At 59.2% G+C, this 24,042-nt stretch carries 24 protein-coding genes; 16 read left to right on the top strand and 8 right to left on the bottom strand.

What is annotated here, in order from left to right:
• The first annotated feature begins 151 nt into the window (after positions 1-151).
• Positions 152-1,759 (top strand): fumarate hydratase, encoded by a 1,608-nt coding sequence (locus tag ACYJRZ_RS04605; protein ID WP_459456514.1) that lies wholly within the window; start codon positions 152-154, stop codon positions 1,757-1,759.
• Positions 1,760-1,955: 196 nt separating this feature from the next.
• Entirely contained in the window at positions 1,956-3,023 is a 1,068-nt protein-coding gene (locus ACYJRZ_RS04600) for a GGDEF domain-containing protein (protein ID WP_459456512.1), read from the top strand.
• A 54-nt stretch (positions 3,024-3,077) separates the two neighbouring features.
• Here the strand turns inward: ACYJRZ_RS04600 and ACYJRZ_RS04595 are convergent, their stop codons facing one another.
• Both ACYJRZ_RS04595 and ACYJRZ_RS04590 read right to left on the bottom strand, forming a co-directional pair.
• Entirely contained in the window at positions 3,078-3,686 is a 609-nt protein-coding gene (locus ACYJRZ_RS04595; RefSeq protein WP_459456510.1) for a pyridoxamine 5'-phosphate oxidase family protein, read from the bottom strand.
• A 56-nt stretch (positions 3,687-3,742) separates the two neighbouring features.
• Positions 3,743-4,708 carry an alpha/beta hydrolase gene (locus ACYJRZ_RS04590; protein WP_459456508.1) on the bottom strand — a complete coding sequence of 322 codons (966 nt, stop codon included), beginning with the start codon at positions 4,706-4,708 and terminating at the stop codon, positions 3,743-3,745.
• Between the two features lie 45 nt (positions 4,709-4,753).
• Between ACYJRZ_RS04590 and ACYJRZ_RS04585 the strand changes: the two genes are divergently transcribed.
• The gene (locus ACYJRZ_RS04585) at positions 4,754-5,239 is read left to right on the top strand and encodes a MarR family winged helix-turn-helix transcriptional regulator (protein WP_145630981.1); all 486 of its coding nucleotides are present in this window, start codon (positions 4,754-4,756) and stop codon (positions 5,237-5,239) included.
• On the opposite strand, the gene ACYJRZ_RS04580 is transcribed toward ACYJRZ_RS04585, so the two are convergent.
• Entirely contained in the window at positions 5,233-6,432 is a 1,200-nt protein-coding gene (locus ACYJRZ_RS04580; protein WP_459456505.1) for a low temperature requirement protein A, read from the bottom strand. The genes ACYJRZ_RS04585 and ACYJRZ_RS04580 overlap by 7 nt on opposite strands.
• Before the next feature lie 32 nt (positions 6,433-6,464).
• Positions 6,465-6,839 carry a gamma-butyrobetaine hydroxylase family protein gene (locus ACYJRZ_RS04575; RefSeq protein ID WP_112334830.1) on the bottom strand — a complete coding sequence of 125 codons (375 nt, stop codon included), beginning with the start codon at positions 6,837-6,839 and terminating at the stop codon, positions 6,465-6,467.
• 133 nt (positions 6,840-6,972) lie between these two features.
• Between ACYJRZ_RS04575 and moaA the strand changes: the two genes are divergently transcribed.
• Positions 6,973-8,022, top strand: coding sequence for a GTP 3',8-cyclase MoaA (gene moaA / locus ACYJRZ_RS04570; protein ID WP_459456503.1), 1,050 nt, complete (start codon positions 6,973-6,975; stop codon positions 8,020-8,022).
• A gap of 19 nt (positions 8,023-8,041) precedes the next feature.
• Entirely contained in the window at positions 8,042-8,794 is a 753-nt protein-coding gene (locus tag ACYJRZ_RS04565) for an MBL fold metallo-hydrolase (protein ID WP_459456501.1), read from the top strand.
• A 102-nt stretch (positions 8,795-8,896) separates the two neighbouring features.
• Here the strand turns inward: ACYJRZ_RS04565 and ACYJRZ_RS04560 are convergent, their stop codons facing one another.
• Positions 8,897-11,446 (bottom strand): methyl-accepting chemotaxis protein, encoded by a 2,550-nt coding sequence (locus tag ACYJRZ_RS04560; RefSeq protein WP_459456499.1) that lies wholly within the window; start codon positions 11,444-11,446, stop codon positions 8,897-8,899.
• A 353-nt stretch (positions 11,447-11,799) separates the two neighbouring features.
• Here ACYJRZ_RS04560 and ACYJRZ_RS04555 point away from each other — a divergent pair, with 353 nt between their 5' ends.
• From ACYJRZ_RS04555 to mobB, 3 genes are read left to right on the top strand one after another with little or no spacing between them, the layout of a single operon-like run.
• On the top strand, positions 11,800-12,711 hold the full coding sequence (locus ACYJRZ_RS04555; protein WP_459456497.1) for a DMT family transporter: 912 nt from the start codon (positions 11,800-11,802) through the stop codon (positions 12,709-12,711).
• A 10-nt stretch (positions 12,712-12,721) separates the two neighbouring features.
• On the top strand, positions 12,722-13,372 hold the full coding sequence (gene mobA, locus ACYJRZ_RS04550; protein WP_459456495.1) for a molybdenum cofactor guanylyltransferase MobA: 651 nt from the start codon (positions 12,722-12,724) through the stop codon (positions 13,370-13,372).
• Positions 13,369-13,899: a molybdopterin-guanine dinucleotide biosynthesis protein B gene (gene mobB, locus ACYJRZ_RS04545; RefSeq protein ID WP_459456493.1), complete on the top strand. Its 531-nt coding sequence runs from the start codon at positions 13,369-13,371 to the stop codon at positions 13,897-13,899. The genes mobA and mobB overlap by 4 nt, the downstream gene beginning before the upstream one ends.
• A 51-nt stretch (positions 13,900-13,950) precedes the next feature.
• Here the strand turns inward: mobB and ACYJRZ_RS04540 are convergent, their stop codons facing one another.
• A complete protein-coding gene (locus tag ACYJRZ_RS04540; RefSeq protein WP_459456491.1) occupies positions 13,951-16,452 on the bottom strand; it encodes an OmpA family protein in 2,502 nt (833 codons plus the stop codon).
• Positions 16,453-16,821: 369 nt separating this feature from the next.
• Here ACYJRZ_RS04540 and ACYJRZ_RS04535 point away from each other — a divergent pair, with 369 nt between their 5' ends.
• The 8 genes from ACYJRZ_RS04535 to ACYJRZ_RS04500 all read left to right on the top strand — a co-directional run bounded on the left by ACYJRZ_RS04535 (position 16,822) and on the right by ACYJRZ_RS04500 (position 22,374).
• On the top strand, positions 16,822-17,604 hold the full coding sequence (locus tag ACYJRZ_RS04535; RefSeq protein WP_459456488.1) for a lysine/arginine/ornithine ABC transporter substrate-binding protein: 783 nt from the start codon (positions 16,822-16,824) through the stop codon (positions 17,602-17,604).
• A 118-nt stretch (positions 17,605-17,722) separates the two neighbouring features.
• Positions 17,723-18,526: an ABC transporter permease gene (locus ACYJRZ_RS04530; protein WP_459456486.1), complete on the top strand. Its 804-nt coding sequence runs from the start codon at positions 17,723-17,725 to the stop codon at positions 18,524-18,526.
• Positions 18,523-19,353 carry an ABC transporter permease gene (locus ACYJRZ_RS04525; RefSeq protein WP_459456484.1) on the top strand — a complete coding sequence of 277 codons (831 nt, stop codon included), beginning with the start codon at positions 18,523-18,525 and terminating at the stop codon, positions 19,351-19,353. The genes ACYJRZ_RS04530 and ACYJRZ_RS04525 overlap by 4 nt, the downstream gene beginning before the upstream one ends.
• A 185-nt stretch (positions 19,354-19,538) precedes the next feature.
• A complete protein-coding gene (locus ACYJRZ_RS04520) occupies positions 19,539-19,805 on the top strand; it encodes an usg protein (protein ID WP_015340141.1) in 267 nt (88 codons plus the stop codon).
• A 113-nt stretch (positions 19,806-19,918) separates the two neighbouring features.
• Positions 19,919-20,743 (top strand): methyltransferase domain-containing protein, encoded by an 825-nt coding sequence (locus ACYJRZ_RS04515; RefSeq protein ID WP_459456482.1) that lies wholly within the window; start codon positions 19,919-19,921, stop codon positions 20,741-20,743.
• 128 nt (positions 20,744-20,871) lie between these two features.
• Positions 20,872-21,564, top strand: a complete 693-nt coding sequence (locus ACYJRZ_RS04510; RefSeq protein ID WP_459456480.1) for a glutathione S-transferase family protein — start codon at positions 20,872-20,874, stop codon at positions 21,562-21,564.
• A complete protein-coding gene (locus ACYJRZ_RS04505; RefSeq protein WP_459456478.1) occupies positions 21,557-21,901 on the top strand; it encodes an ArsR/SmtB family transcription factor in 345 nt (114 codons plus the stop codon). The genes ACYJRZ_RS04510 and ACYJRZ_RS04505 overlap by 8 nt, the downstream gene beginning before the upstream one ends.
• The gene (locus ACYJRZ_RS04500; protein WP_459456476.1) at positions 21,898-22,374 is read left to right on the top strand and encodes an SRPBCC family protein; all 477 of its coding nucleotides are present in this window, start codon (positions 21,898-21,900) and stop codon (positions 22,372-22,374) included. The genes ACYJRZ_RS04505 and ACYJRZ_RS04500 overlap by 4 nt, the downstream gene beginning before the upstream one ends.
• Here the strand turns inward: ACYJRZ_RS04500 and ACYJRZ_RS04495 are convergent.
• A complete protein-coding gene (locus tag ACYJRZ_RS04495) occupies positions 22,371-23,171 on the bottom strand; it encodes an ATP-binding cassette domain-containing protein (protein WP_459456474.1) in 801 nt (266 codons plus the stop codon). The two genes, ACYJRZ_RS04500 and ACYJRZ_RS04495, sit on opposite strands and share 4 nt — an antisense overlap.
• A 10-nt stretch (positions 23,172-23,181) precedes the next feature.
• Positions 23,182-24,018: an aliphatic sulfonate ABC transporter permease SsuC gene (gene ssuC, locus ACYJRZ_RS04490; protein WP_152096070.1), complete on the bottom strand. Its 837-nt coding sequence runs from the start codon at positions 24,016-24,018 to the stop codon at positions 23,182-23,184.
• Positions 24,019-24,042: the final 24 nt, after the last annotated feature.

The following is a 24,042-nucleotide window of genomic DNA, read 5'->3' as shown; positions in this document are numbered from 1 at the left end:
CATTGGAAGACCCATCTGAACTGAGTATGCTCAATCAACGAACCCCACTTTGAAGTTTCGACTTATCAGCCAAGCAATTGCTTTTGCCTCAAGCCGGATTTAGATCGTTTCCAAACATCTTCCCCGCCATCCGGCTTGAAAGGTTTCCCACATGGCTGACGATCTATTTCCCCTCGGCGACGACACGACCCCCTATCGCAAGATTTCCGGCGATTATGTTTCCGTCGACACTTTCAAGGGCCAGGAAATCCTGACCGTCGATCCCGAGGGCATTCGTCTGCTGGCTGAAACGGCCTTTGCCGACATCAACCACCTGCTGCGCCCTGGCCACCTGAAGCAACTCGCCTCGATCCTGGAAGACCCGGAGGCGACCGATAACGACCGTTTCGTCGCCTACGATTTGCTGAAGAATGCCAATATCGCCGCCGGCGGCGTGCTTCCCATGTGTCAGGACACCGGCACGGCTATCATCATGGCCAAGAAAGGCCGCCGCGTCTGGACCGAGGGGGGCGACAGCGGCGCGCTGGCAAAGGGCGTACTCGACGCCTATGAAAAGAAGAACCTGCGCTACTCGCAGCTCGCGCCGATCAAGATGTTCGAGGAAAAGAACACCAGGAACAATCTCCCGGCACAGATCGACATTTATGAGGAAGGCACCGACGCCTACGAGTTCCTCTTCGTCGCCAAGGGCGGCGGCTCGGCCAACAAGACATTCCTCTATCAGGGCACGCCGTCGCTGCTGACCCACGATCGCATGCTGGATTTTCTCAAGGAGAAGATTCTGACGCTCGGTACGGCAGCCTGTCCGCCCTACCATCTCGCCATCGTCATCGGCGGTACTTCGGCCGAGATGAACCTGAAGACGGTCAAACTCGCCTCGACGCGGTATCTCGACTGTCTTCCCACGGAAGGCTCCGAAAGCGGACATGCCTTCCGGGATATCGAAATGGAAAAAGAAATCCATAAGCTCACGCAGAGCCTCGGCGTCGGCGCCCAGTTCGGCGGCAAGTATTTCTGCCATGATGTCCGCGTTATCCGCCTGCCCCGTCATGGCGCATCGCTGCCGATCGGTCTCGGCGTCTCCTGTTCCGCCGACCGCCAGGCCAAGGGCAAGATCACGCGTGACGGCATCTTCATCGAACAGCTCGAGACCGATCCGTCCAAATACATGCCCGAGATCGATGAAGCCAAGCTCTCGGAATCCATGGTCCGCATCGATCTCAACCGGCCGATGGCCGATATCCTTGCCGAGCTATCGCAGCATCCGGTCAAGACGCGCCTGTCCCTCACCGGCACGATCATCGTGGCACGCGACCTGGCGCATGCCAAAATCCGCGAACGCCTGGAAAAGGGCGAAGGCATGCCGGAATACCTGAAGAACCATCCGGTCTATTACGCCGGCCCGGCAAAAACGCCGGCCGGCTATGCTTCCGGTTCCTTCGGCCCGACGACCGCGGGCCGCATGGACAGTTACGTCGACCAGTTCCAGTCATTCGGCGGCTCCATGGTCATGCTTGCCAAGGGCAATCGCTCGCGTGCCGTACGTGAAGCCTGCAAGACATATGGCGGCTTCTACCTCGGTTCGATCGGTGGTCCGGCTGCCCGCCTAGCCCAGGATTGCATCAAGAAGGTTGAGGTACTCGAATATCCTGAACTCGGCATGGAAGCAGTCTGGAAGATCGAGGTCGAAGATTTTCCTGCCTTTATCGTCATTGACGACAAGGGCAATGATTTCTTTCAGGAACTTAACCTTGGATAGAATAGCCAATTTGGATTGAGTATATCGAAAAGGGCGCATCGGCGCCCTTTTCTGTAAAACCGCTCTGCAACTGCAATTATTTTCGAATAAACCATTGTGCGGGGGATTTTTCATAACCACACTCTTAATATTTTCTCAAAGAATCTTTGCATAGATAAAGAAGAGATTTAACAAATACATGTTACGGAGCTCACCGATGAGTACGGCGATTGCGCCAAAGGCGCAAATTCCCGACATGGCAGGGCAGATTATCTACGCCATGCGATCCATGGGGGTCGCACCCATTCCGCGCAATTATGAACTTTTCTACGAAGCTTATATCGGCTCCAACCCCACTCTCACGCGTGAACTGGCAGCTCTCGGCAAAAGTGCCACCCAGGAAGAGCTGGACGCGATCGGCGCCAAATATTTTCCGCATCATGCGGGCCGCGTCTTCGACGAAGCGCATACCCGCCTCACCTCCGAACTCGATGCCGTTCTGCGTGCGCTGCATCAAGAACAGACAACACTCGAAAGCTACAACCGCCTGCTCGGCGAAACCAGCCAAAGCATAAGCTCCAGAAGCCACAACAGCGCCGAACTGCTGCGTAGCGCCATTGACATACTCGCGGCGGCAACCGGCGATACGATGGCTCATGGTGAAAAGACTGTCGAGCATGTCGTCGAGCGCAGCCAGGAAATGGATCTGGTCCGCAAGGAGTTGGACGAATACAAGCGCATCGCCAACACTGATTCACTGACCCGGCTTTCGAACCGCCGTGCCTTCGAGGACCGGCTGATCTCCATCTTCGACAACCAACTTACCCGGCCGACCACGGCGCTGGTGCTCGCCGACATCGATCACTTCAAGCGGATCAACGACACGTTCGGCCACCCGGTTGGCGACAAGATTCTCGCCACCGTCGCTTCCATCATCCGCACCAATGTCCGGCGCGACGTTTTCGTCGCCCGCGTCGGCGGTGAGGAATTCGCTCTCATTCTGGAAGCCACCAGCATCGAGGACGTTACGACGGTTTGCGAACGGATACGTCGCACCCTCGAAGTGACGCCGTTCAAGAATTCGCGCACCAGGGTCGATTATGGTCGGATTACCCTTTCCCTCGGCATCTGCATGGCTTCGGAAGCAGCCGATTCAGGAGAACTGTATAACAAGACCGATCTGGCGCTTTACTGCGCCAAGAATGCTGGCCGCAACTGCAGCAGCATCTATCAGGAAGGCATGCAAAAGGATTTCACCAAAAGTTGGCTCATCTATAAAAATTAGAATCAAGGCCAACCAACCGCCGGTGCTGTCGTCCCAGACATGCCGGCGGCTTGCTTACCAGAGTGTCTTGGCGGCTCGCGCCGGCGCCTCGCGGTCATAGGTCTCCTGATCGAAATCGGGCTTCGCCGCCTTGAGCATAATACCCGGCGACGGCAGGCTTGCCGGATCGACGAACCGTTCCGCATTCCACAGCTCGGCCCGCATCACCGCCCGTGCGCACTGGAAATAGACTTCCTCGATCGTGATGACGACAACGCAGCGCGGATGCTTCCCGTCCATCTCGAAACTGTCGAGCAAAGCCGGCTCGATCGAGACGACCGCCCGTCCATTGAGACGCATAGTCGTATTCGATCCCGGGATGAGAAACATCAGCGCTATGCGCGGATCGCGCACGATATTCGCAAGCGAGTCGACGCGGTTGTTGCCGCGCCAATCCGGCAGATGCAGGGTCTTCTCATCTTCCACCCGCACCACGCCGCCCAGATCACCACGCGGTGAGCAATCGAGCCCTTCAGGCCCGACGGTTGCCAATGCCATGAAGGGCGATGCTTCAATCATCCGGCGATAGAGCGGTGTCAGAACGCTCGTTACTTTGGTGATCGACGCTTCGCCGACGTCACCATAGAGCTCTTCCAGTTCCTCGACCGAGGTAACAATACGCATGCTGCTCGCGTCTCCTTGTGGCGATCGACCCCGAAGCCTGCGCGGCGCTGATAGTGCTATGACGAGCGACGCAGTGGGGTTCGGTAAAACGATAGCACCGTCCCGTCACGATTTTCGAGCGGATTTTCCTCTTCGAGGTCTTCGGCAAGGAAGTTCTTGATTGCGTCAAGCACGGGTGCTGCACTCACAATGCGCCGGTGCCCGAAACCGTTGGCCCAGAAGAGGCGGACATGCGCACCCTCAGCGGCATAGCCGCGCGCGTGATCGGCGCTCACTTCTTTGTCGTCCTCTGCATGGATGACGAGAACCGGCCGGCTCGGATCGAGTCGGTCGCGCTTTTGGTCATAAGAAGCAAGCGTCCTGCCCGTTACCAGACGAACCTCGTCTTCGAGGGCCGCCTGAGTTGCCGGCCCAAGCCGCATTAGACGGCCGAAATCTTTGAAGAGCCAGCCCATGGCACTCGGCGCACCGATCAGCACCAGCCTGCCCGACCGAAGCGGCTCGATATCAGGCAGAAAACCCGCGGACGCCAGTGCGAGAGATGCACCGCCGAAGGAGTGTCCGATGGCGGCATCGAAGGCTCCGAAACGGGCCGACGCTGCCGCGATAGCGGAGACGGCCAAACGCACATTGAGGAATCGACCGGCCGATCGCCCATGGCCGGGAAGATCGAGCGAGATCACTTCTGCTCCGTCGTCGGCGAGGGATGCAGCCAGTTCGGACATGTATTCACTGCTAGAACCCCAGCCATGGACTACGAGATAGCGCTTACGCGGTCCTTTGGCTCCGCCATTGAACCGGTAAGCCATGGCACGGCCACCGTGAAACGGCAGCATCATCTGCTCTGCCGCGAGAAGACGCTGCCTGCCCTCCATATGCGCCGCCTTGGCCTTCGAGCCGCGGGGTCGACGCGATGGCGTCAGACAGAAAAGCTGGAAAGCCGCCTTGCCGGCCAGCCGCGGAGACAGCCTTTCGAGACCGGCGAGACCCGACCGGGTGACCTTGAGCGCAAAGGATGGCATAGTGGGAATCCGAAAATGTTCAACTATGAACAATAAAGTACAGCGATGAACAAAAATCAATCCCTCCCCTGGGACCATCCGCGTTTTCGAAGCTGGATCGCCGTGGCGCGCGCCTGCCAGCTGATGCAACAATCACTCGGACGGGCATTGGCGCATCTCGACATCAAGCCGCCGCACCTCGACATTCTCGTCAACCTGTTTCGCTTTGAAGGCATTTCCCAGCAGGAACTCGCCCGCAAGCTATTGGTCGGCCGTTCCAACATGAGCATGCTGTTGCCGCAGATGGAAAAGCGCGGGCTGATCGAACGCCGTGGCGACCGTCTCGACAAGCGGGTACTCCGCCTCTACCTGACGGAGGAAGGGCGCCGTGTAACTGAGGAAGCCATGACCATCCAGACCGCGCTCATCGACCGGATGCTCTCGGATGCGCCGATCGAAGAGTGCGAATCGATCACCCTGCATATGGAGCGCGTCGTCAGCCTCCTGCTACAGGAAGAGCGTGAACCGCTGGAGCTCGCTGGCGATCAATGATCGCCGGCCGAGCGCGCCGAAGGAACAACCCGGTTCAACGAGGCGAATTCCCAGATCGCGACGACGACGAGCACGGCCGTGGCGAGAATGCCGAGCTGATAGACGACGACCATCGGCAAAGTAAGCAGCAACAGCGCCAGCCCAACAAGCCCCGCCATATGCGATAGCGGCGGCCTGCCGGTGGTTACCCCTTTGAACCAGAGATTTCCAAGCAGGAAGACCGCCGGTCCGCCGAGTAGCGCAGCTGCGGCATGCATGTCGGCTGCATCATGGGGATGAGCAAAGAGAAATTCGTCTCCGACGACGCTCAGGATAATACCGGCTAAGATCGGAATATGCGCGTAGGTGAATGCCTGCCGCGCGAGGCTGCCGGGCGTGTCGTCATGCTCGATGCGATGGGCCGCCCTTTCATGACCAAACTGAAAGTAAATCCACCACAACGCAACCGTGCCGACGAAGGCGGTGATGAACACCGCCACGATCAACGGCGTGACCGGCTGCTCTGCAAAGGTCTTGCCCGCCTGCAGAACGGCCTCGCCGAGACAAATGATGATGAACAGCGCGCAACGTTCGGCCAGATGGGCGCCCGATACGTTCCAGTCCGCCGGCGTCGATTTGCCAAGCCCAGGCACCCGGAAGCCGAGCGCAGGGGCCGAATATTCGATGACGAGAGCGATCAGCCAAAGCACAATACGAGCCTCGCCTTCGATCAGCGCGCCCAAAATCCAGAAAATGCCGGACAGGACGAGCCAGCAGGTGATCCGCAGGAAATTGCGATGGTTAGCCGCGCTGGCATTCTTGAGGGCATAGACGGTAAACAGCGAGCGCCCGACCTGCATGAAGATGTAGGCGCCGGCAAAGAAAATTGCTTTCTCGCCAAAAGCCTCGGGTATGGCGGCGGAGAGGATAAGCCCCGCAAACATCAGCGTAAACAGCATGATACGCACCGGCATACGGTCGGGATCGAGCCAGTTCGTCACCCACGCGGTGAAAACCCAGACCCACCATACGGCAAAGATCAGCATGATGGCTTCGAGCGCCCCCAGTGGGGTGAAATGCTCGGCCAGCGCATGCGCAAGCTGCGAGATCGAGAAAACGAAGACCAGATCGAAAAACAGCTCGACGAATGAAACCTTGCTCTCGTTCTTGCTGCCCTTGGCGCGAAGCCAGTTTTCCCTACCCCCAAGGATCATGCTTGCGTCCCCTGTCCGTTACTGGAGATTTTCTAGTGCGGCTTTCCAACCGGGTCCCGGCTCAGACCCTTTTCCTTCAGCTCAGCCTCGTAGGCCGCGAAAAGCTCCTGACCCTTTTCTCCAAGCTCGCGCAGATAGGACCATGTGAAAATGCCGGTATCGTGCATGTCGTCGAACCCGATGCGAACAGCATAGTTGCCGGTTGGCGTCATCGACATGATCCCGACATTGCGCTTGCCCGGGACGGTAACCTTCTGCCCCGGCCCATGTCCCTGGACCTCGGCGGAGGGGGACAGCACCCGCAGCATCTCGGCCGGCAAGTCGAAGCTCGCGCCGTTATCGAACGTCACCATGAGGTGACGGCGATCCTTCGAAACCCGCAATTCGGTCGGCCAAACGTCACTCATCGATTTTCCCATGCCTTTCAGTGTGTTTTCGAGAATTATGCCGCCACAGCTCCACGCGCAAGTATAATTGAAAGTCATTTTCCTTGACGCAACAATCGCCTATGCACACATTAGCAGCGTGATGGAGATTTGAGTGAACAGCATTGTCGGTACGATAGGCGGCGCCTCGCCGCTGGCAGCGGATAGAAGCCCGATGATTGACCCTTTCGGGCGCGCGGTGACCTATTTGCGCGTTTCAGTCACCGATCGCTGCGATTTCCGCTGCACCTACTGCATGGCCGAACACATGACCTTCCTGCCCAAGAAGGATCTGCTGACGCTCGAAGAACTCGACCGCCTCTGTTCCGCCTTCATCGCCAAGGGCGTGCGCAAGATCAGGCTCACTGGCGGCGAACCTCTGGTGCGCAAGAATATCATGTTTCTGGTCCGCAAACTCGGCGAGAGCGTGAAAAATGGCGCACTCGACGAATTGACCCTGACGACCAACGGTTCTCAGCTCGCGCGCCACGCCGAAGAACTTTACGATAGCAGCGTGCGGCGCATCAACGTGTCGCTCGATACTCTGGATCCCGATAAATTCCGCACGATCACCCGATGGGGAGATTTCTCCAAGGTGATGGAAGGCATCGACGCGGCGCAGAAGGCCGGCTTGAAGATCAAGCTGAATGCCGTCGCGCTCAAAGGCTTCAACGATACCGAAATTCCCGATCTGCTGCGGTTCGCGCACGGCCGTAGCATGGATCTGACTATCATCGAGACCATGCCCATGGGCGAGATAGACGAGGATCGCACCGACCAATATCTGCCGCTCTCCCAATTGCGCACCGATCTCGAACGTCAGTTCACGCTGACTGATATCCCCTACCAGACGGGTGGTCCTGCCCGCTATGTCCAAGTTACAGAGACCGGCGGCCGCCTCGGCTTCATCACGCCGATGACTCATAATTTCTGCGAGAGCTGCAATCGCGTGCGCCTCACCTGCACGGGTACGCTCTACATGTGCCTAGGGCAGAACGATGCGGCCGACCTGCGCACAGCACTGCGCGCAAGCGAGGATGACGCCCTGCTCCACGCCGCAATCGACGAAGCCATTACCCGCAAGCCTAAAGGTCATGACTTCATCATCGACCGCACGCACAACCGCCCGGCGGTTGCTCGCCATATGAGCGTTACCGGCGGCTAAATTAATCGAGACAATCTACATGCAGCTTGAGCTTATTCGCAACGCGACGCTGAAGATCACCTATGGCGGCCATGTGTTGCTGATCGACCCTTACTTTGCACCGCGCCACAGTCTCCCGTCCTTTACCGGCCGCTCTCCCAATCCGATGACGGAACTGCCGCGTTCGATCGACGAGATTCTCCAGGGCGTCGAGCTAGTGATCGTATCGCATCTGCATACCGATCATTTCGATGCTGTGGCCAAGGAGCGGGTGCCGAAGACACTGCCGATCCTTTGCCAACCCGGTGATGAAGGACGTATCCGCGACGCTGGCTTCACAAACGTCACCCCGCTTGCGCAATCGATCACTTGGCAAGGGCTGACAATCACGCCGCGGCAGGGCAGCCACGGTGTCGGACCGGTAGTGGAAAAGATGGGCCCGGTCATCGGATTCACGCTAGAGGCCGATGGCGAACCCACCGTCTATTGGGCTGGCGATACCGTGCTTTACCCTCCAGTCGCCGAAACGATCCGTGAATTCTCGCCCGATATCATCGTCACCCATTCCTGCGGCGCCCGTTGGGATGGCGATCTGATCGTCATGGACGACAAACAGACGCTCGAAGTCAGCCGCCTCGCCCCGCAAGCGACTATCGTCGCAACTCATATGGAAGCACTCGATCACGCGACCATCACGCGCCAGGATCTCCGTCGGACTGCAAAGGCAGGCGGTCTCGAACCCTCGCGGCTGCTCATTCCTGCAGATGGTGAGACGCTCCATCTCGGCCAATAATTCGCTCGCTATTCAGTAATTGGAAAGCAGACTTCAATGGAAAGCGCCGGACCTTTGGCCCGGCGCTTTTCGATTCATGATGGTCTTTCTATCGATACAGCCTTATGCAGCACGATAGCGCGCATCCGCACTGCCATAGCCTGCATATTCCGCCTCGCCATCCCCAGTGCGGAAGCGATCAATCTTTTCCGACAGCATGTCGACGCGCTGGCGAAGGCCGTGGATCTCCGCGTTGTTCTCCTCGACCATGGCCGCGTTGCGCTGCGTGATCAGCTCGACTTCCGAGACGGCGCGGGTCACTTCCTCAATACCGGTCGACTGCTCTGTCGTTGCAGAGGAAATATCGGCAACGAGCCTCTGGACGCCGGTCACATGGTTGATGATCTCAGCCAGCGCAGCGCCGGTCTGCTCGACCAGATGTACGCCGTTCCGCACCTGAGTGGAGCTTGCCGAAATCAGGCCCTTGATCTCTTTCGCCGCATTGGCACAGCGTTGTGCCAGTTCGCGCACCTCTTGGGCGACGACGGCAAAGCCGCGGCCCGCTTCGCCGGCACGGGCTGCCTCGACACCGGCATTCAGAGCAAGGAGGTTGGTCTGGAAAGCGATCTCGTCAATGACGCCGATGATCGTGGCGATCTTCTCGGAGGAACGATTGATTTCGCTCATGGCGCCCACAGCCTTGGCCACCACCTCGCCGGACTGCGTCGCATAAGCCTGCGTCTCATTGACGGAAGTCGCCGTCTGCCGTGCGCGATCGGCGGTCGAGCGCACGACGTCGCTAAGGCGATGCAGCGCGCGCGAGCTTTCTTCGAGGGCCGCCGCTTGCTGTTCGGTGCGCCGCGCCAGATCGTCAGCCGACATGGCAAGATTGCCAGTGCCGCCCTTGATTTCCTCAGCCGTGTAGCGAACATCCGTCAGCGTCTCGCGCAGGGCTTCGACAGCGTGATTGTAGGTGAAGGCCATTTCGACGAAATCGGCGGAAAGATCCTCACGCATGCCCTCTTCCAGGTTGCCATCAGCAAGCTTGGCGAGAACATCGGCCAATGCATTGAGCGCCTGCTTCTGCTCGGCTTCGATGCGGGCGCGCTCGGCGGCGCGGCGGGCAGCCTCTTCGGCGGAGAGCGCACGGGCGCTTTCAGCCTCCCGCTCCAGCCGGACATTTTCAAGCGCGGCATCGCGGAAGACGCTGACGGAGCGCACCATGTCGCCGATCTCGTCTCCGCGATTGCGGCCGTCGATCGCGACTTCCAAGTCGCCGCTGGCAAGGCGCGTCATGACGTCGGTGACGCGCTTCAGCGGACCGCGCAGGGTTTCCACCAGCATGAGGCCGCCGATGATGGCAAGCAGCGTGCCGACGATCATGGCGATGACCGAGACATTGGCCGAGCGCTCGCTGTCTTCCTTGCCGAGTTCCTGTGCCTGGGCGACAAAGCCGCGTAGCGAGGTCATGGCATCGGCCAGCAGGGTATTGGACTGAACACGCGTCGTCTTCCAGTCGGCGGCCGTCTGAAGCAGATCGGCCGATCCATTGGTCAAGCCCTCGATCAGCGGCTTCATGTGAGCCGCAAAATCACGCATGGTGGCGTTGGTCGGGCCGAGTTCCGAAATCCTTGCGGCAATGCTCTGCAGATCCTTGAGATCCGCAAGTACCGGTTCGCGGGAGGCTGCATCGCGAACGTTTTCCATGCGCGAGGCATGCAATATCAGGCGATCGACGAGACTAAGTGCCTGATCGACGTGATCCAGAAGCTCTTTCTGGCCATCGATGATCTTGTCCAGGCTGACGAAACGATCGGCGGCGGTATCGCTGTTCTTGGCCGACTGCAGGGTCATCTCGCCTTCGATCTTCACAAAGCTCTGCAAGATCGGCCCCATCGCCTCGACCTTCTGGTCCGGCGTGCCGGAGCTCTTCAACACCGCGTCGAGCTTGTCGGCAGCATCGGAGGCGTTCGCGACGAGGCCGGCACCGCGCTTCGAAACCAGCGCCTTTGAAACTGTCACCTGCTTCAAGATCGCATCGGCGTAGGTGCGCGCGTCCGAAATCTCCTCAGTGGAGTCGGCAGCCATTTGCACCTGGATGCGCAGATTGCTCATCTTCTCCGAAAGGCCCTTATAAGCGGCGGCATCATAGAGCAGTTCCTTGGCGAAGGTTTCCTTGTCGCTGAAGTCCTTGCGGATGATGTCGATCTGCTTGCCAGCGGCCTTGGCGGTCGCCTCGATGTTCTGCACTGCCTTCTGGATGGCCTGGACATCGCTATCCTGCTTCTGCCTGATAGACCAAAGCGTGGCTTGCTGTGTCCGCATCTTGGCGGCAAGCTCGCTGACCGGAACGATCTTGGCGCGCTGATCGTCGCTTAAAAGTCCGCTCAAACGAAGGACACCCCGCTCCTGCGCGTCGATCTTTTCCGCCAGTGCCTGGCGCGTATCATCGGAAGGTGACCCCGTGAATTCCTGGAGGGCGGCCTGTAGGTTTTCGAAATCGCTTATATTCTCGATCGTGGCGCGCGTCACGGTCATATGGCCGTTCAGAATATTGGCCGTGTGATAGCCGACAAGGCCGACACCGGCGATCAGAACCACCAGCGGCACCACGAAAATTAGAACCTTGGTGACAATCCTGCGGCCTTGCAAAAGACGATCAATGAAAAACATGCGGCGCCTCAACTGGATTATTAAAAATCTCCAGCGGAGGCGGGATCATCATTCCTGCTGCGCTGCGGTAAGTGCTTCTGCCTCATGCAAAACCGCTGAGAGCCTCGGGAAATAAGATTGAATAAGCATTAATTCCCGCCTTAAAAGCCTTCGCAGCGACAAAAAATTTGCAACCGGTGTATCATTCCGCGACCACAACGCGAAAAATTACGTCGATGAATGACAAATCTTCCGCAATGCACAATCGAATTTGACTGGCGCTTAAACGAATTCAACTTCGGCGGAAGCACAGCCGATTCCAATTTGCCGAAAACAGCGCTAATCCAGATGAGTATATCGGGGACTCATCTCTCATGCGACTGACTAAGAATACGCAGGGTGCGCTCTTCATGGCCGCTGCCATGGCCGGTTTTTCCTGCAGCGATGCGCTGTCCAAGACGGTCATCGCCACTATGAACGCAGGCGAAATCATCTTCATCCGCGGCCTGTTCACGAGTTTTTTCGTCTATCTGCTCGCCCGAAGAATGGGCGCTCTGCGCAACTGGCGCGTCATCCTGCAGCCGATGATTGCGCTGCGCATCGCCTGTGAAGCCCTGGCGGCAGCAACCTACATCACCGCTCTTGGAATGATGCCCATCGCCAATGCCTCCGCCATCCAGCAGGCAGTGCCGCTTGCCGTGACGCTCGGTGCGATGATTTTCCTGAAAGAGCCAGTAGGATGGAGGCGATGGACGGCCATTGCCGTCGGTTTCGTCGGCGTGCTGATCATCATCAGGCCGGGCCGGGACGGGTTCACGATGGCGGCCCTCCTTGCCATCGCCTGCATGTTTGCGACTGCCGCCCGCGATCTGGCGACACGCTGCATCGACAAGAACGTGCCGTCGCTGATGGTCACGCTCTGCACCGCAATTTCCATTTCCATATTCGGAGCATTGTGCATCGTTCCCTTCGGCGGCTGGCAGCCGGCGAGCACGACATCGCTCCTGCAGATCCTGCTGGCCTCGGTCCTGGTGCTGATCGGCTACCAGAGCGTCATCCTGGCCATGCGCACGGGCGAAATCTCCTTCGTCGCGCCTTTCCGCTATCTCAGTCTCATCTGGTCGGCCCTGCTCGGACTGATCGCCTTTGGCGAAGTGCCGGATGGATGGTCCGTCTTCGGCGCTGCCATTGTCATCGCCTCCGGCATCTATACTTTCTATCGCGAAAGCAAACGGCGGGCGGCGGAGCCCGTCACGCAGGAATCAGAACCTCGCGTTCCCGCCTGAGGTCGAAATCATGTCCGACTTCATCGCCAACCCGGAAGATGTTCCCGTAGTTCTGCTTGCGGGCGGCCGTTCCAGCCGCATGGGCGCCAACAAGGCCTTTGCGCTGCTCGCCGGCGTAAGCCTGCTGGCTCGCATCGCGTCGAAGATCTCTGAGAGGCAACGCAAACCGATCGCACTGAATGCAGATGCCGATTGGCCTGACGCCATGGGGATGCGGCTTATCCCGGATAGAATTCCCGGTAAATTAGGGCCGCTCACAGGTGTGCTCGCTGCGCTGCAGGACGCGCGGTCGCGTTACCCTGAAGTCTCGCATATCGCCACCCTCCCCATAGACAGCCCCTTTTTTCCGGCCGATCTTATCGCGCGCCTTGCCGACGTCATTCACGGCTCCGACGAAATTGCCATTGCCGCATCCCTGGGTCAGGATCATCCTGTTTTCGGTCTCTGGCCTGTCTCCGCCGCCGACGATCTGGAGCGATGGATCGTCTCGGATGGCAAGCGGCGCGTCAGAGATTTCCTCGCCAGGCATAAAGTGCGGCGGGTGGAGTTTCCCGCTATCCAAACGGCAATCGGCGCCCTCGACCCCTTCTTCAACATCAATAGGTCAGCCGATCTCGCCGAGGCGGAGACATGGCTGGCAGCTTTGGAAGATATCGCATGACGAAATCTCGGCCCAAAATCTTCGGCATCGCCGGCTGGAAGAACTCCGGCAAGACGGGGCTTGCCGTGCGGCTGGTCACGGAGTTCACACAGCGCGGCTATCGCATCTCCACCATCAAGCATGCGCATCATGACTTCGATATAGACAAGGTCGGCGCCGACAGTTTTCGTCATCGCGAGGCGGGTGCGCATGAAGTCACCATCGTCTCCGGTACACGCTATGCCATCATGCACGAATTGCGCGGCGCGCCCGAACCAAGCTTCGAAGAAATACTGGCGCGTCTCGCGCCCTGCGACCTTGTTTTGATCGAGGGTTACAAGCGCGAACCCATTCCGAAGATCGAGGCGCGCCGGCGGGAAGCAGCGAAGCGCGAGCCGCTTGCCCCGCAGGATCCCCATATAGTCGCCATAGCCGCGGACCATCCGGTCGAAGATGCTGGTTCGCTCGCCGTTTTCAACCTCGATGACACGGTCGCCATCGCTGATTTCATCACTGCAAAAGTGGGCCTCGGCGACCAGCCGAAATAGAAAGGCCGCCGGTTTTCCGGCGGCCCTCGCTGTCAAGCTGTAAGCTGATCCTTACCTGTTCGATGCGACCGGACGCACCAGCGGCGTGATGCGACGGATGGTGACGCGGCGGTTTTCCTGCGACGGGCCGAGCGTATTCACCTTGAGATACTGCTCGCCATAACCTTGAGTGACGAGGTTTTCGGCAGGAATGCCGTAGACATCTGTCAGTACATTGGCGACCGATTCCGCACGCTGGTCCGACAGGATCAGATTGCTCTGGGCCGAACCCACCGCATCCGTATGGCCCTCGATCAGGAAGGTTTCCGTCGGATCGCGCTTGATGATCTTCAACATGCCATCGGCAACACCGCGAAGAGTGCTCGCCTGCGACATCGGAATCTCAGCGCTGCCCGTTGCGAAGGTGATCGTGTCGAGGTCGATGCGGCGGATCTTGTCACGGATACGAGCCGAATAACGGACTTCGTTGACCGAATAGATGCGCTCGACCGGCTCGACCGGTGGCTCACGCAGGAAGTCGTAATAGTCGGCATTGCGGTTCGATGCCGTGTCGATGATGTACTGGCTCAGCGGAATGAGCAGTCGCATCGGCGGCAAGCTATCGCCCGGATCGCGGAAGTAGTCGTCATTGTCTGGACGATCTTCCAGTTCCGGCGAGTAGAACAGCACATATTCGCGACCGCTGGAGTCAATCCGCGAGCGCTGGATGATGTCGCCGTAGCGGTTGCGGATCGTCACGACGCGATCGCCATCGGGCTGATCGATCGTCTCGCGATAGCGGTCGCGCGGCAACTGTTCGTAGATCGGCCGCTCGCCACCCCGGATAAAGCGCTCGCTGTCATCGTGACGAACGACATAGGTGTTGTCGACATTCACGATAGTCCGGTTGTCCTGATTGATGATGGTCTGTACCGTCGTTCCCTGCGGCGGGGCGAAATCCGGCCGGCGATCGATGCGGCGGCCCTGCTCGCTGGTTACGGCTTCCATCTTGACCGGCGGTTGCTGCTGAGCGCCGCCTGCCGCGCGCTGGGCCTCGGCGTCAGAGGTCGGCGGCTTGGTATAAGCCGGCGGTGGCTGCTGGGCCGGAGCGGTCTGAGCCTGTCCGCTCTGCTGAGCCTGACCCGCCTGTCCACCACCACCCTGGGCGCCCGGAGCAGCGGGGTTCTGTCCGTTATTCCGATGCTCGCCTCGACGAACCGCATCCTTCTGGCTGTCCAGAACCGCGCTTCCGTTTTCGACCGGCAGGATGACGGGACCATTGGCAGAGGCTGGGTTTTCCGCAATCTTCTTGCGACGCTCCAGTTCCTGCGGCGAGACCTGCTCGGCCGGAGGCACCTGGATTTCACCAGCCTGCTGGCCATTGCCGTTAGCGGCGGGAGCTGTTGTGCCGCCTTGTGCGGGCGCAGCGGCGCCATTAGACGGCTGTTGCTTGCCGGGCTGCGGTGTCGCCGGATTGCCAGCCTGTGCTGGCTGTCCCTGCGGCGTGCCCTGCTGGGCCGGCTGCTGCGGCTTGACGGCGGGCTGCTCGCCTTGCTGTTGGGTCTGCGGCTGCTTGCCGTGGGTTTTGTCCTCACCCTGCTTCTGCCCCTGTTGAGCGCCAGGTGTCGCCGATGTCCCGGGCTGGGCCTCAGGCTGCGCCTGCGTCTGGGGCTGAGCCTGTGTTCCCGACTGTACCTTATGTCCCTGGGCAGGCTCACCGGCCGGTGCCGGCTGCTGCTCGGCGGGCTGCTTTCCTGGAGCCTCGGCCTGACCTTGCGGCTTGGGATGGGCATTCTGTTCCGGCTGCGCCTGCTTTCCAGGCTGGGCCTCCTGATTCGGCTGCTCGCTGGCGGCCGGAGCCTGCTTCTCGGCCGGGGCCGCCTGCTGTGCCTTCGCACCAGGCGTGGCCTTCGGCGGCTGGGCTTCCATAGCAGGCTGCTGCTCTATCTTTGGCTGAGGTGCTTCGGCCGGCTGCTGCTTTTGTGGCTTCGGTTGCTCTTGCTCCACAGGCTGCTTTGCTTCCGGCTGCTGGGCCTTCTGCTTCGGCTGCAGGGCTTCTGGCTCTGCCTGCGGAGCGACGGCCTTGGGCTGCGGTTTGGCTTCGGGCTGTGCCTGAGGTTGCTCTTCAGCCGGTTGCTGGCGCTGCTTCTTCGGCTCGGGCGGGGCTTCTGCGGCCGGCTGCTGCTTCTGCGGCTTCGGCTGCTCCTGCTCCGCGGGCTGCTGATGTTCGGCCTTCGGCGGCTGGGCTTCCGGCTGTTGCTGCTTTGGCGCCTTCTGTTGCGGCTCGCCCTCGGGCTCGGCCTGTTTCATCTGGTGCTGCTGTTCGCCGCCACCCTGATGCTTCTGACCCTCTCCGCCTTCGGCAGGCTTCTTGTGCTTGAGCTGCTCTTCATCGGGCTGCGCTGCGGGCGCTTCCTGCTGTGCCACTTCGAAACTCGCCGTATCGCCGAGTCCGTTGTTCAGTGGCGCGATTGGCTGCTGGCGAAGTGCCGCCGCCGCTGCCGGCTCGAAGGCGAGCGATAGCGAAAGCAGCGGAAACGCGGCGCTGGCAAATAGTCTGGATCGCTTTCCCATAGGGGTCTCCTCTTATGATCTTTGTCCGCCGAATTGCGAATCTCAGCGGGCAAGGCGATTGCCCCAGGAACCCGGCCGATTTTCGGTTCTCATGAGGCTGAATCGCGGCAAGCCGCTATATGTTCCCGCACTATTAGGTTGCCGTAATTAACCCTGCCTGAACGCAGTGGATGGCTTTCATTCAGATTTCCCTGTCCAGCGCATGCATTCCGGCGGCATTGCGCAAAGGCAGATTGCTTTCGTAATTCCAGTTGCATTTTCCGAAAAAAAAGTACGAATATCGCCGCAAGGCGGGCCATCGGCCCGCTCCACTCGAGCCGTCTGCCAAAAACAATAACGGGCTGCCGGCCACCAACAGAGAGGGTCAATATGCGCATCTCCACTCGTCTTCTTGCCGCCGCGTCCTTCGCCGCAATGTCGCTCGTCGCCGGCGCGGCGCTTGCCGACGGCGACACGATCGTCTTCGGCACGGACGCGACCTACCCGCCTTTCGAATCGCTTGACGCCGGCGGCAAGTTCACCGGCTTCGACATCGATATAACCAATGCGCTTTGCGATCACATGAAGGTCAAGTGCACCTTCGTGAACCAGGATTTCGACGGCATCATTCCGGCGCTGCAGGCCAAGAAGTTCGACGCGATCATCTCGTCCATGTCGATCACGCCCGAGCGCGAGAAGATCGTCGACTTCACTAACAAGATCTACAATACGCCGCCGGCAATCGCCGTTCCGAAGGACTCCGCTCTCAAGGAAGCGACCGATGAGGCCCTGAAGGGCAAGACGATCGGCGCACAGTCGTCCACGACGCACGCAAACTATGCCTCTGCGCACCTGAAGGATGCCGAGCTGAAGCTTTATCCATCGGCTGACGAATATAAGCTCGACCTCAGCAATGGCCGCATCGATGCAGCCATCGACGACGTCGTCGTGCTGTCCGAATGGGTGAAGTCGGATGCTGGCAACTGCTGCAAGATGCTCGGCACGCTGAAAAGCGACCCGGTCATCAACGGCGTCGGCGCGGGCATCGCCATCCGCAAGGGCGATACGGCCCTCAAGGACAAGCTGAACGCCGCGATCGCCGCGATCCGTGCTGACGGCACCTACAAGAAGATCCAGGACAAGTATTTCGATTTCGACGTCTACGGCGACTAATCGCCCGTCGATTCCCTGGGAAAAGACGACGGCGGAAGCTTGCCCTTCCGCCGTTTTTGTTTGACAACGAGAAGAATATAAGCAGAAACGCGGCAAAAGCCGCTAGGGGAAATACAGCATGAGCGGATTGTTTTCCGCCCTTGGTTCCTTGTGGACCTGGTTGAGTACGATTTTTGACCCGTTGTGTGGTCCAGCCGGACTATTCACTCTGTTCGGCCAAAATACGATGCTCGCCTGTGGCGACACGGGATGGGGCGATGAACTTGCCGGTGGCTTGAAGATCACCATCACAGTCTCCGTCCTGACGCTGCCGCTCGGTATCGTCATCGGGTTCTTCGTCGCGCTGGCGCAGCAATCGGAAGAGAAGTCTTTGCGCCTTGCTGCGGGCATCTTCACAACGATTTTCCGCGGCTTGCCCGAGCTGCTGACGCTCTTCATCATCTACTACGGCATGCAGATCCTCCTACAGTCCGTGCTCGCCAAATTCGGTTATGACGGACCCGTCGAAATCAATGCCTTCGCTGCCGGTATGGTGGCACTGGCAATCGTCTTTTCCGCCTATTGTTCGGAAGTGCTACTCTCTGCCTTCAAGGCCATTCCCAAAGGCCAGTATGAGGCAGGCGATGCACTTGGATTTCATCGGGCGCGAACCATGCGGCTTATCATCGTGCCGCAGCTCGTACGCATTTCCTTGCCAAATCTCGGGAATCTCTGGATGAACCTGCTGAAGGATACGTCTTACGTGTCCATCATCGGCCTTGCCGACATCATCAGACAGACGGGGATCGCCGTGCGTGCCACCAAGGCGCCCTTCACCTTCTATTCCATCGCCTGCCTGTTTTATCTGACACTGGCCGTCATCTCGTCCGTCGGCCTTTTCTATCTTGATCGATGGGCTAAACGCGCGGAGGTGCATCGATGAGCCATGCCGAAGTTCTGATCGCAGCGCGACCGGCACCGCCGGAGACGGTCAGGAAACTGTCCAAAGCGCGCATCGCCGGTTATTTCTTTCTGACCCTCTGGGCCATTCTCGGTATTTCGCTATTGGCGATGATCGTCTTCGGCTGGGACGTTGACAAGCTCGATACCTACGGCCCCCGGCTTCTTCGTGGCCTGGGCATAACGGTCAAATTGGTCGCCACGTCCTTCATCCTCGGCGCGATCCTCTCGATACCGCTGGCCTTCGCCCGCATGTCGAGCAACAAATTTCTGAGCACACTGACCTATTGTTATGTCTATCTCTTCCGCGGCACGCCGCTGCTGGCGCAGATTTTCATGGTCTATTACGGCTTTCCGAGCTTTCGCTGGTTCTTCGAGGATATCGGCCTCTGGTGGTTCTTCAAGGATCCCTTCTATTGCGGCGTTTTCGCCATGACGCTGAACACGGCGGCCTATCAGACGGAAATCGTCCGGGGCGCCATTCAGAGCGTATCAAAAGGCCAGCGGGAAGCGGCCAGCGCGCTTGGTATCCACACCTGGATTGCCTTCCGCAAGATTATCATTCCCCAGGCGCTCATCGTAGCGCTGCGCCCCTACGGCAATGAGATCATTCTGCTGATCAAGAGTTCGGCAACCGTCTCCATTATCACGGTATTCGACCTGATGGGCGAGACGCGATACGCGTTTTCGCGGACCTATGACTACCAGATCTATCTCTGGGCCGCGATCTTCTATCTCGTGATCGTCGAGTTCATGCGAAACGGCTGGGCATGGATGGAAGGCCGGTTGACACGGCACCTCAAGCGCTGATCGCGCCAAGGCTGCACCTGGGCGCAGCCTTGGCAGCACTCCTATGCTGTCGCTGCTAACACATTGATTTCTGTGAATAAATTTCCACCATGACATTTTTGTAAAGCTTGAGTTTACCATCTGTTGTTTCCATATCTGAGTGACCGTGAGTCACGAATAAGAATGGGAACGGAAAGAGAAAGCTCATGCACAACGACATGCAAAAGCAGTTACAGGGTTATGGGTTGACCACGGCGCAGATCTTCTACCGACTGCCCGATCATCCGCAATTCCTGCAGACCTATATCTGGCAGGATTACGATCTCGCCCCGAACTTCCCGGAAATGCGCGGCTTCCTGAAATTCTGGCAGGAAACGCTGGATGGCCCGCTGCATTCCGTGCGCTACGTCCACCGCAAGCTGATTTCGGCGACCGAATGGCGAGCGCTAAAGGGAGAATTCATCCTACACTAGCCCCGCGTCGGGTCTTCGGCATCACCAGTGCACCGATTGGACGACACGGCAAGCATTGCAAAAGCCGATCAAGCGCCTTAATGCCTGCGTGACGAATGGAAGGGCTGTCACTCATGGCAAAGAAGAAGATCGACGAAGACGCGCTTGCGGAAGCCTATAACCGGGCACTGGAACTGGAGAAGGCGGGCGATATCGACGCTGCGGTTCAGGCCTATGAGAGGGTGCTGGCTCTCGATCCGGAAGACCATGGGGGCGCCGCCGTCCGCATCGCCTCGATGGGACGCGGCGAGACGCCGGTCAAGGCGCCTGATGCCTATGTCCAGACGCTTTTCGATCAGCATGCCGAGGTTTTTGAGGATGTGCTGGTGGAGCAGCTTTGCTACCATGTTCCGGTCCTCGTTCGCCAGCGCCTGCAAGCCCTCGGCCTCGGCCCCTTCAAGCGCATGCTCGACCTCGGCTGCGGCACGGGCCTTACCGGCGGCACGCTGCGCGATATCGTTGAGGATATCACCGGCATCGACATTTCCGAGAACATGATCGAAGTCGCCCATGAGAAGGATATCTACGAAACGCTCTTCGTCGCCGAAGTCGAGGATTTCCTCGACGACAATGACGAGGAACCGTTCGATCTGATCACCGCGACTGATGTCCTGCCTTATCTCGGCGCGCTGGAACCGCTCTTCTTCGGCACTGCTGAAAACATGACGCCGGGCGGCCTCTTCATCTTCTCTTCGGAGACCCTGCCTGAGGCGGCGATGGCTGGACGTCCCTATATGGTCGGCCCTCACCAGCGTTTCGCCCATTCGGAAGCCTATGTGCGTGAGCGGCTGACTGCGACCGGCTTCGAACTCGTCGAAATCACCGACATCAATGTCCGCATGGAAGATGGCCAGCCGACGCCGGGTCATCTGGTCATCGCCCGCCGTCTCGCCGATTGAAGCGAAGTACATCACACCGAAAATAGTTATCCATTTGGATAACTATTTCCTTGCGCGACGGCTGGCGAACTGATACTTAGCCGTTCAGGTAAGTATCAGTTCGGACATTGATCTCGGAAGGTTGTCGCATGTCCCTTATTCTCTATCAGCATCCCCTCGCCTCGTTCTGCCACAAGGTCTTGATGGCGCTTTATGAGAACGGCACCCCCTTCGAAAGCCGCATCATTGATCTCGGCAATGCGGAATCGCGCGCCTCGCTGGTGCGCCTCTGGCCGCTCGCAAAATTTCCGGTGCTTCGCGACGAAGCCCTCGACAGCACTGTTCCTGAAACCAGCATCATCATAGAATATCTCGATCGGCATTATCCCGGCGCAACGCAGCTGTTGCCAACCGAACTTTCGGATGCCCTGTGCGTCCGGCTCTGGGATCGCTTCTTCGATCTCTATGTGCAGGAGCCGATGCAAGCGATCGTCGCAGATGTCCGCCGCACGGACGAGAATCGGAGCCCGCAAAGCGTTGCTGACGCCAAGACCTTGCTGGGCACCGCTTACGGCATGATCGAAAAGCAGCTGGACGGAAAGATCTGGATCACCGGGGACAATGTGACCATGGCCGATTGCGCCGCCGCGCCGGCCCTGTTCTACGCTGAAACGCTCGTTCCCTTCGCCAAAGAGCATGGTCGGCTGAGAGCATATTATCAGCGCCTTATCGAGCGTCCGTCTTTCGCCCGCGTGCTACAGGAAGCAATGCCTTATTTCCATATGTACCCTTATAGTGACAAGCTACCGTCGCAGTTCCGGCCGGAAAAGCAGGATGCTTGAGGAAACACAAGCACTCGACCGCATGTTTCAGGCCCTGTCCGATCAAAGCCGCCGCGGCATGATCGACAGGCTCGGCCGTGGTCCTGCTTCCGTGACCGAGTTGGCACAGCCGCTCGACATGGCGCTGCCGACCGTGATGAAACATCTGCAGGTGCTCGAGACGAGCGGACTGGTATTATCTGAAAAGACCGGCCGGGTACGCACCTATCATCTGCGCAAGGAAGCGCTGGCAGCCGTTGAACGGTGGATTGCCGAGCGGAAGGCGTCCTGGAATAGGACCTTCGACCGGCTCGACCTCTTTCTCGCTGACATATCGACGGAGACGACGGACGAATGAGCATAAGATCGACAGACCATACGACGATCACCATAGAACGTCATTTCAAAGCCCCTCTTTCGAAGGTCTTCAACGCCTGGGCAATACCGGAGCAGAAGCAGCAATGGTTTGCCTGTCACGGCGAATGGAAGCAGCTGGATTTCCAGCTCGATTTCCGCACCGGCGGCAGCGAAAGCAACCGCACTGCCTCGACGGACGGCGTCATCCACGCCTATCAGGCGCGCTATATTGATGTCGTCCGGAACAAGCGCTTCATCTACGCTTTCGACATGATGCTCGATGACATCAGAATTTCCGTGTCGCTCGCAACGGTAAATTTTGCCCCGGAACCCGGCGGCACGAAGATGACCTTCGTCGAGCAGGTTGTGTTCCTCGACGGCTACAGCGACAACGGCTCGCGCCTCATGGGCACGGAAATCGGCTTCGATAACCTGAGGCTCTATGTCGAGGGAGACGATAGCAGGTCAAATTAAGCCCGCGCGTCACCGAGGATTGCCGCCAGCAGCTGCCCTTCAAGCTCTGCGAGCGCCGGATTGCCATGGCGACGCGGATGCGAATAGGGAATGGCAAGATCGAGCACGATCCTGCCTTCATCCAGCACCACGACGCGATCGGCCAGATGCACGGCTTCGCTGACATCGTGGGTCACGAGCACGGCGGTAAAGCCGAGCTCGCGCCAGACGCGGTTCAACAGTTCCTGCATGCTGATGCGGGTCAAAGCATCCAGCGCACCGAGCGGTTCATCGAGCGCGAGGATACCGGGCTTGCTGACAAGCGCCCGGGCCAGCGCCACGCGCTGCTTCTGTCCGCCGGAAAGACTGGACGGCCATTCGCCGGCCTTCTCGGCCAGTTGCACCTCAGAAAGAACGGAGGCCGTCTCCTTGCGTGAGATATCCTGCAGGACGCCCTCGCCCAGGCCTACCGCAACATTGTCGGCGACAGAAAGCCAAGGCAGCAAACGCGGCTCCTGAAAGACGATGCGCGTATTCGGTTGCGCGTCACTGCGGTCGGCTGCCTCAAAGCGCAGATGGCCCGCACTCGGCTCTTCCAGCCCCATAAGGATGCGCAGCAGCGTGCTCTTGCCGCAGCCGCTCTTGCCGATGACGGCCACGAACTGGCCGGCGGGAATATCGAGATCGATGCCGCGCAGAACGCGGTTGTTGCCGAAGCTCTTCTCCAGACCTTTGATATGGATGGCTGCGGCGCCCGTAGCCTGGGAGGCGACATTTTTGGCTTCCGCCCGTGGGCGATCGAGTGTGTTGACGCTCATGGGAAGCTCCTCAATTCTGATAGGCCGGGTTCCAGCGCAAGGCCCTGCGCTCGATTGCCCGTGCGACGACATCGGCGAGCTTGCCGAGGATGGCGTAGATGACCAGCGTCAGGACCACGACATCGGTCATGCCGAACTCGCGGGCATTGTTGGCCATGTAGCCGATGCCCGACGATGCCGCGATCGATTCGGCAACGATTAGCGTCAGCCACATGATGCCGAGGGCAAAGCGCAAGCCAACCAGGATGGACGGAAGGGCGCCGGGGAAAATGACCTTCCGAAACAGCGTCCAGTTGCTCATGCCATAGACCCGTCCCATTTCGATCAATCCGCGGTCGACATTGCGCACGCCGTGATAGGTGTTGAGATAGATCGGGAAGAGCACGCCGAGCGCCGTCAGGAAAAGCTTCGATTCCTCGCCGATCCCGAACCAGAGGATGACGAGAGGCACCATGGCGAGATGCGGGATGGTGCGCAGCATCTGAAGTGTCGTATCCGTCAGCTGTTCAGACAGCCGCGAGACGCCATTGGCGATACCAAGGAGGAAGCCGATCGAACCGCCGACAAGCAGGCCGGCAAAGGCGCGGCCGGCGCTGACAAGGATATTGTTCGGCAGCTGCCCGGAAATCGTGGTCTGCCAGAAGGCGACCACGACTGCCGCCGGCGACGGCATAATACGGGTGGAGATCCATCCAAGCGACGAGCCTAGCTGCCATGCCGCGATGACGACCACCGGCAGCAGGAACGGCAGAAATCTCTGGAACGAGATGCCTTGCCGCGCGACCCTTGCCTGGCGCGTGCGCCGCTCCGAGGCCACGCGGACGAAGGACGTGTCGAATGCCGACATGGGGATCTCCCTTTTGAGCTGGCG

This window comes from Rhizobium sp. No.120 (assembly GCF_054558365.1).
The sequence above is the reverse complement of the archived record's forward strand: the minus strand, read 5'-3'. Positions and strand labels throughout refer to the sequence as shown.

Bases quoted from the DNA above. Each gene is read 5' to 3' on its own strand.
- ACYJRZ_RS04555 (WP_459456497.1), top strand. From the start codon at position 11,800: ATGCGACTGACTAAGAATACGCAGGGTGCGCTCTTCATGGCCGCTGCC.
- ACYJRZ_RS04600 (WP_459456512.1), top strand. From the start codon at position 1,956: ATGAGTACGGCGATTGCGCCAAAGGCGCAAATTCCCGACATGGCAGGG.
- ACYJRZ_RS04595 (WP_459456510.1), bottom strand. From the start codon at position 3,686: ATGCGTATTGTTACCTCGGTCGAGGAACTGGAAGAGCTCTATGGTGAC.
- ACYJRZ_RS04560 (WP_459456499.1), bottom strand. From the start codon at position 11,446: ATGTTTTTCATTGATCGTCTTTTGCAAGGCCGCAGGATTGTCACCAAG.
- ACYJRZ_RS04505 (WP_459456478.1), top strand. From the start codon at position 21,557: ATGCTTGAGGAAACACAAGCACTCGACCGCATGTTTCAGGCCCTGTCC.
- ACYJRZ_RS04525 (WP_459456484.1), top strand. From the start codon at position 18,523: ATGAGCCATGCCGAAGTTCTGATCGCAGCGCGACCGGCACCGCCGGAG.
- ssuC (WP_152096070.1), bottom strand. From the start codon at position 24,018: ATGTCGGCATTCGACACGTCCTTCGTCCGCGTGGCCTCGGAGCGGCGC.
- ACYJRZ_RS04495 (WP_459456474.1), bottom strand. From the start codon at position 23,171: ATGAGCGTCAACACACTCGATCGCCCACGGGCGGAAGCCAAAAATGTC.
- ACYJRZ_RS04590 (WP_459456508.1), bottom strand. From the start codon at position 4,708: ATGCCATCCTTTGCGCTCAAGGTCACCCGGTCGGGTCTCGCCGGTCTC.
- ACYJRZ_RS04535 (WP_459456488.1), top strand. From the start codon at position 16,822: ATGCGCATCTCCACTCGTCTTCTTGCCGCCGCGTCCTTCGCCGCAATG.
- ACYJRZ_RS04565 (WP_459456501.1), top strand. From the start codon at position 8,042: ATGCAGCTTGAGCTTATTCGCAACGCGACGCTGAAGATCACCTATGGC.
- ACYJRZ_RS04500 (WP_459456476.1), top strand. From the start codon at position 21,898: ATGAGCATAAGATCGACAGACCATACGACGATCACCATAGAACGTCAT.
- ACYJRZ_RS04585 (WP_145630981.1), top strand. From the start codon at position 4,754: ATGAACAAAAATCAATCCCTCCCCTGGGACCATCCGCGTTTTCGAAGC.
- ACYJRZ_RS04540 (WP_459456491.1), bottom strand. From the start codon at position 16,452: ATGGGAAAGCGATCCAGACTATTTGCCAGCGCCGCGTTTCCGCTGCTT.
- ACYJRZ_RS04580 (WP_459456505.1), bottom strand. From the start codon at position 6,432: ATGATCCTTGGGGGTAGGGAAAACTGGCTTCGCGCCAAGGGCAGCAAG.
- mobA (WP_459456495.1), top strand. From the start codon at position 12,722: ATGTCCGACTTCATCGCCAACCCGGAAGATGTTCCCGTAGTTCTGCTT.
- ACYJRZ_RS04515 (WP_459456482.1), top strand. From the start codon at position 19,919: ATGGCAAAGAAGAAGATCGACGAAGACGCGCTTGCGGAAGCCTATAAC.
- ACYJRZ_RS04605 (WP_459456514.1), top strand. From the start codon at position 152: ATGGCTGACGATCTATTTCCCCTCGGCGACGACACGACCCCCTATCGC.
- ACYJRZ_RS04520 (WP_015340141.1), top strand. From the start codon at position 19,539: ATGCACAACGACATGCAAAAGCAGTTACAGGGTTATGGGTTGACCACG.
- ACYJRZ_RS04530 (WP_459456486.1), top strand. From the start codon at position 17,723: ATGAGCGGATTGTTTTCCGCCCTTGGTTCCTTGTGGACCTGGTTGAGT.
- mobB (WP_459456493.1), top strand. From the start codon at position 13,369: ATGACGAAATCTCGGCCCAAAATCTTCGGCATCGCCGGCTGGAAGAAC.
- ACYJRZ_RS04510 (WP_459456480.1), top strand. From the start codon at position 20,872: ATGTCCCTTATTCTCTATCAGCATCCCCTCGCCTCGTTCTGCCACAAG.
- ACYJRZ_RS04575 (WP_112334830.1), bottom strand. From the start codon at position 6,839: ATGAGTGACGTTTGGCCGACCGAATTGCGGGTTTCGAAGGATCGCCGT.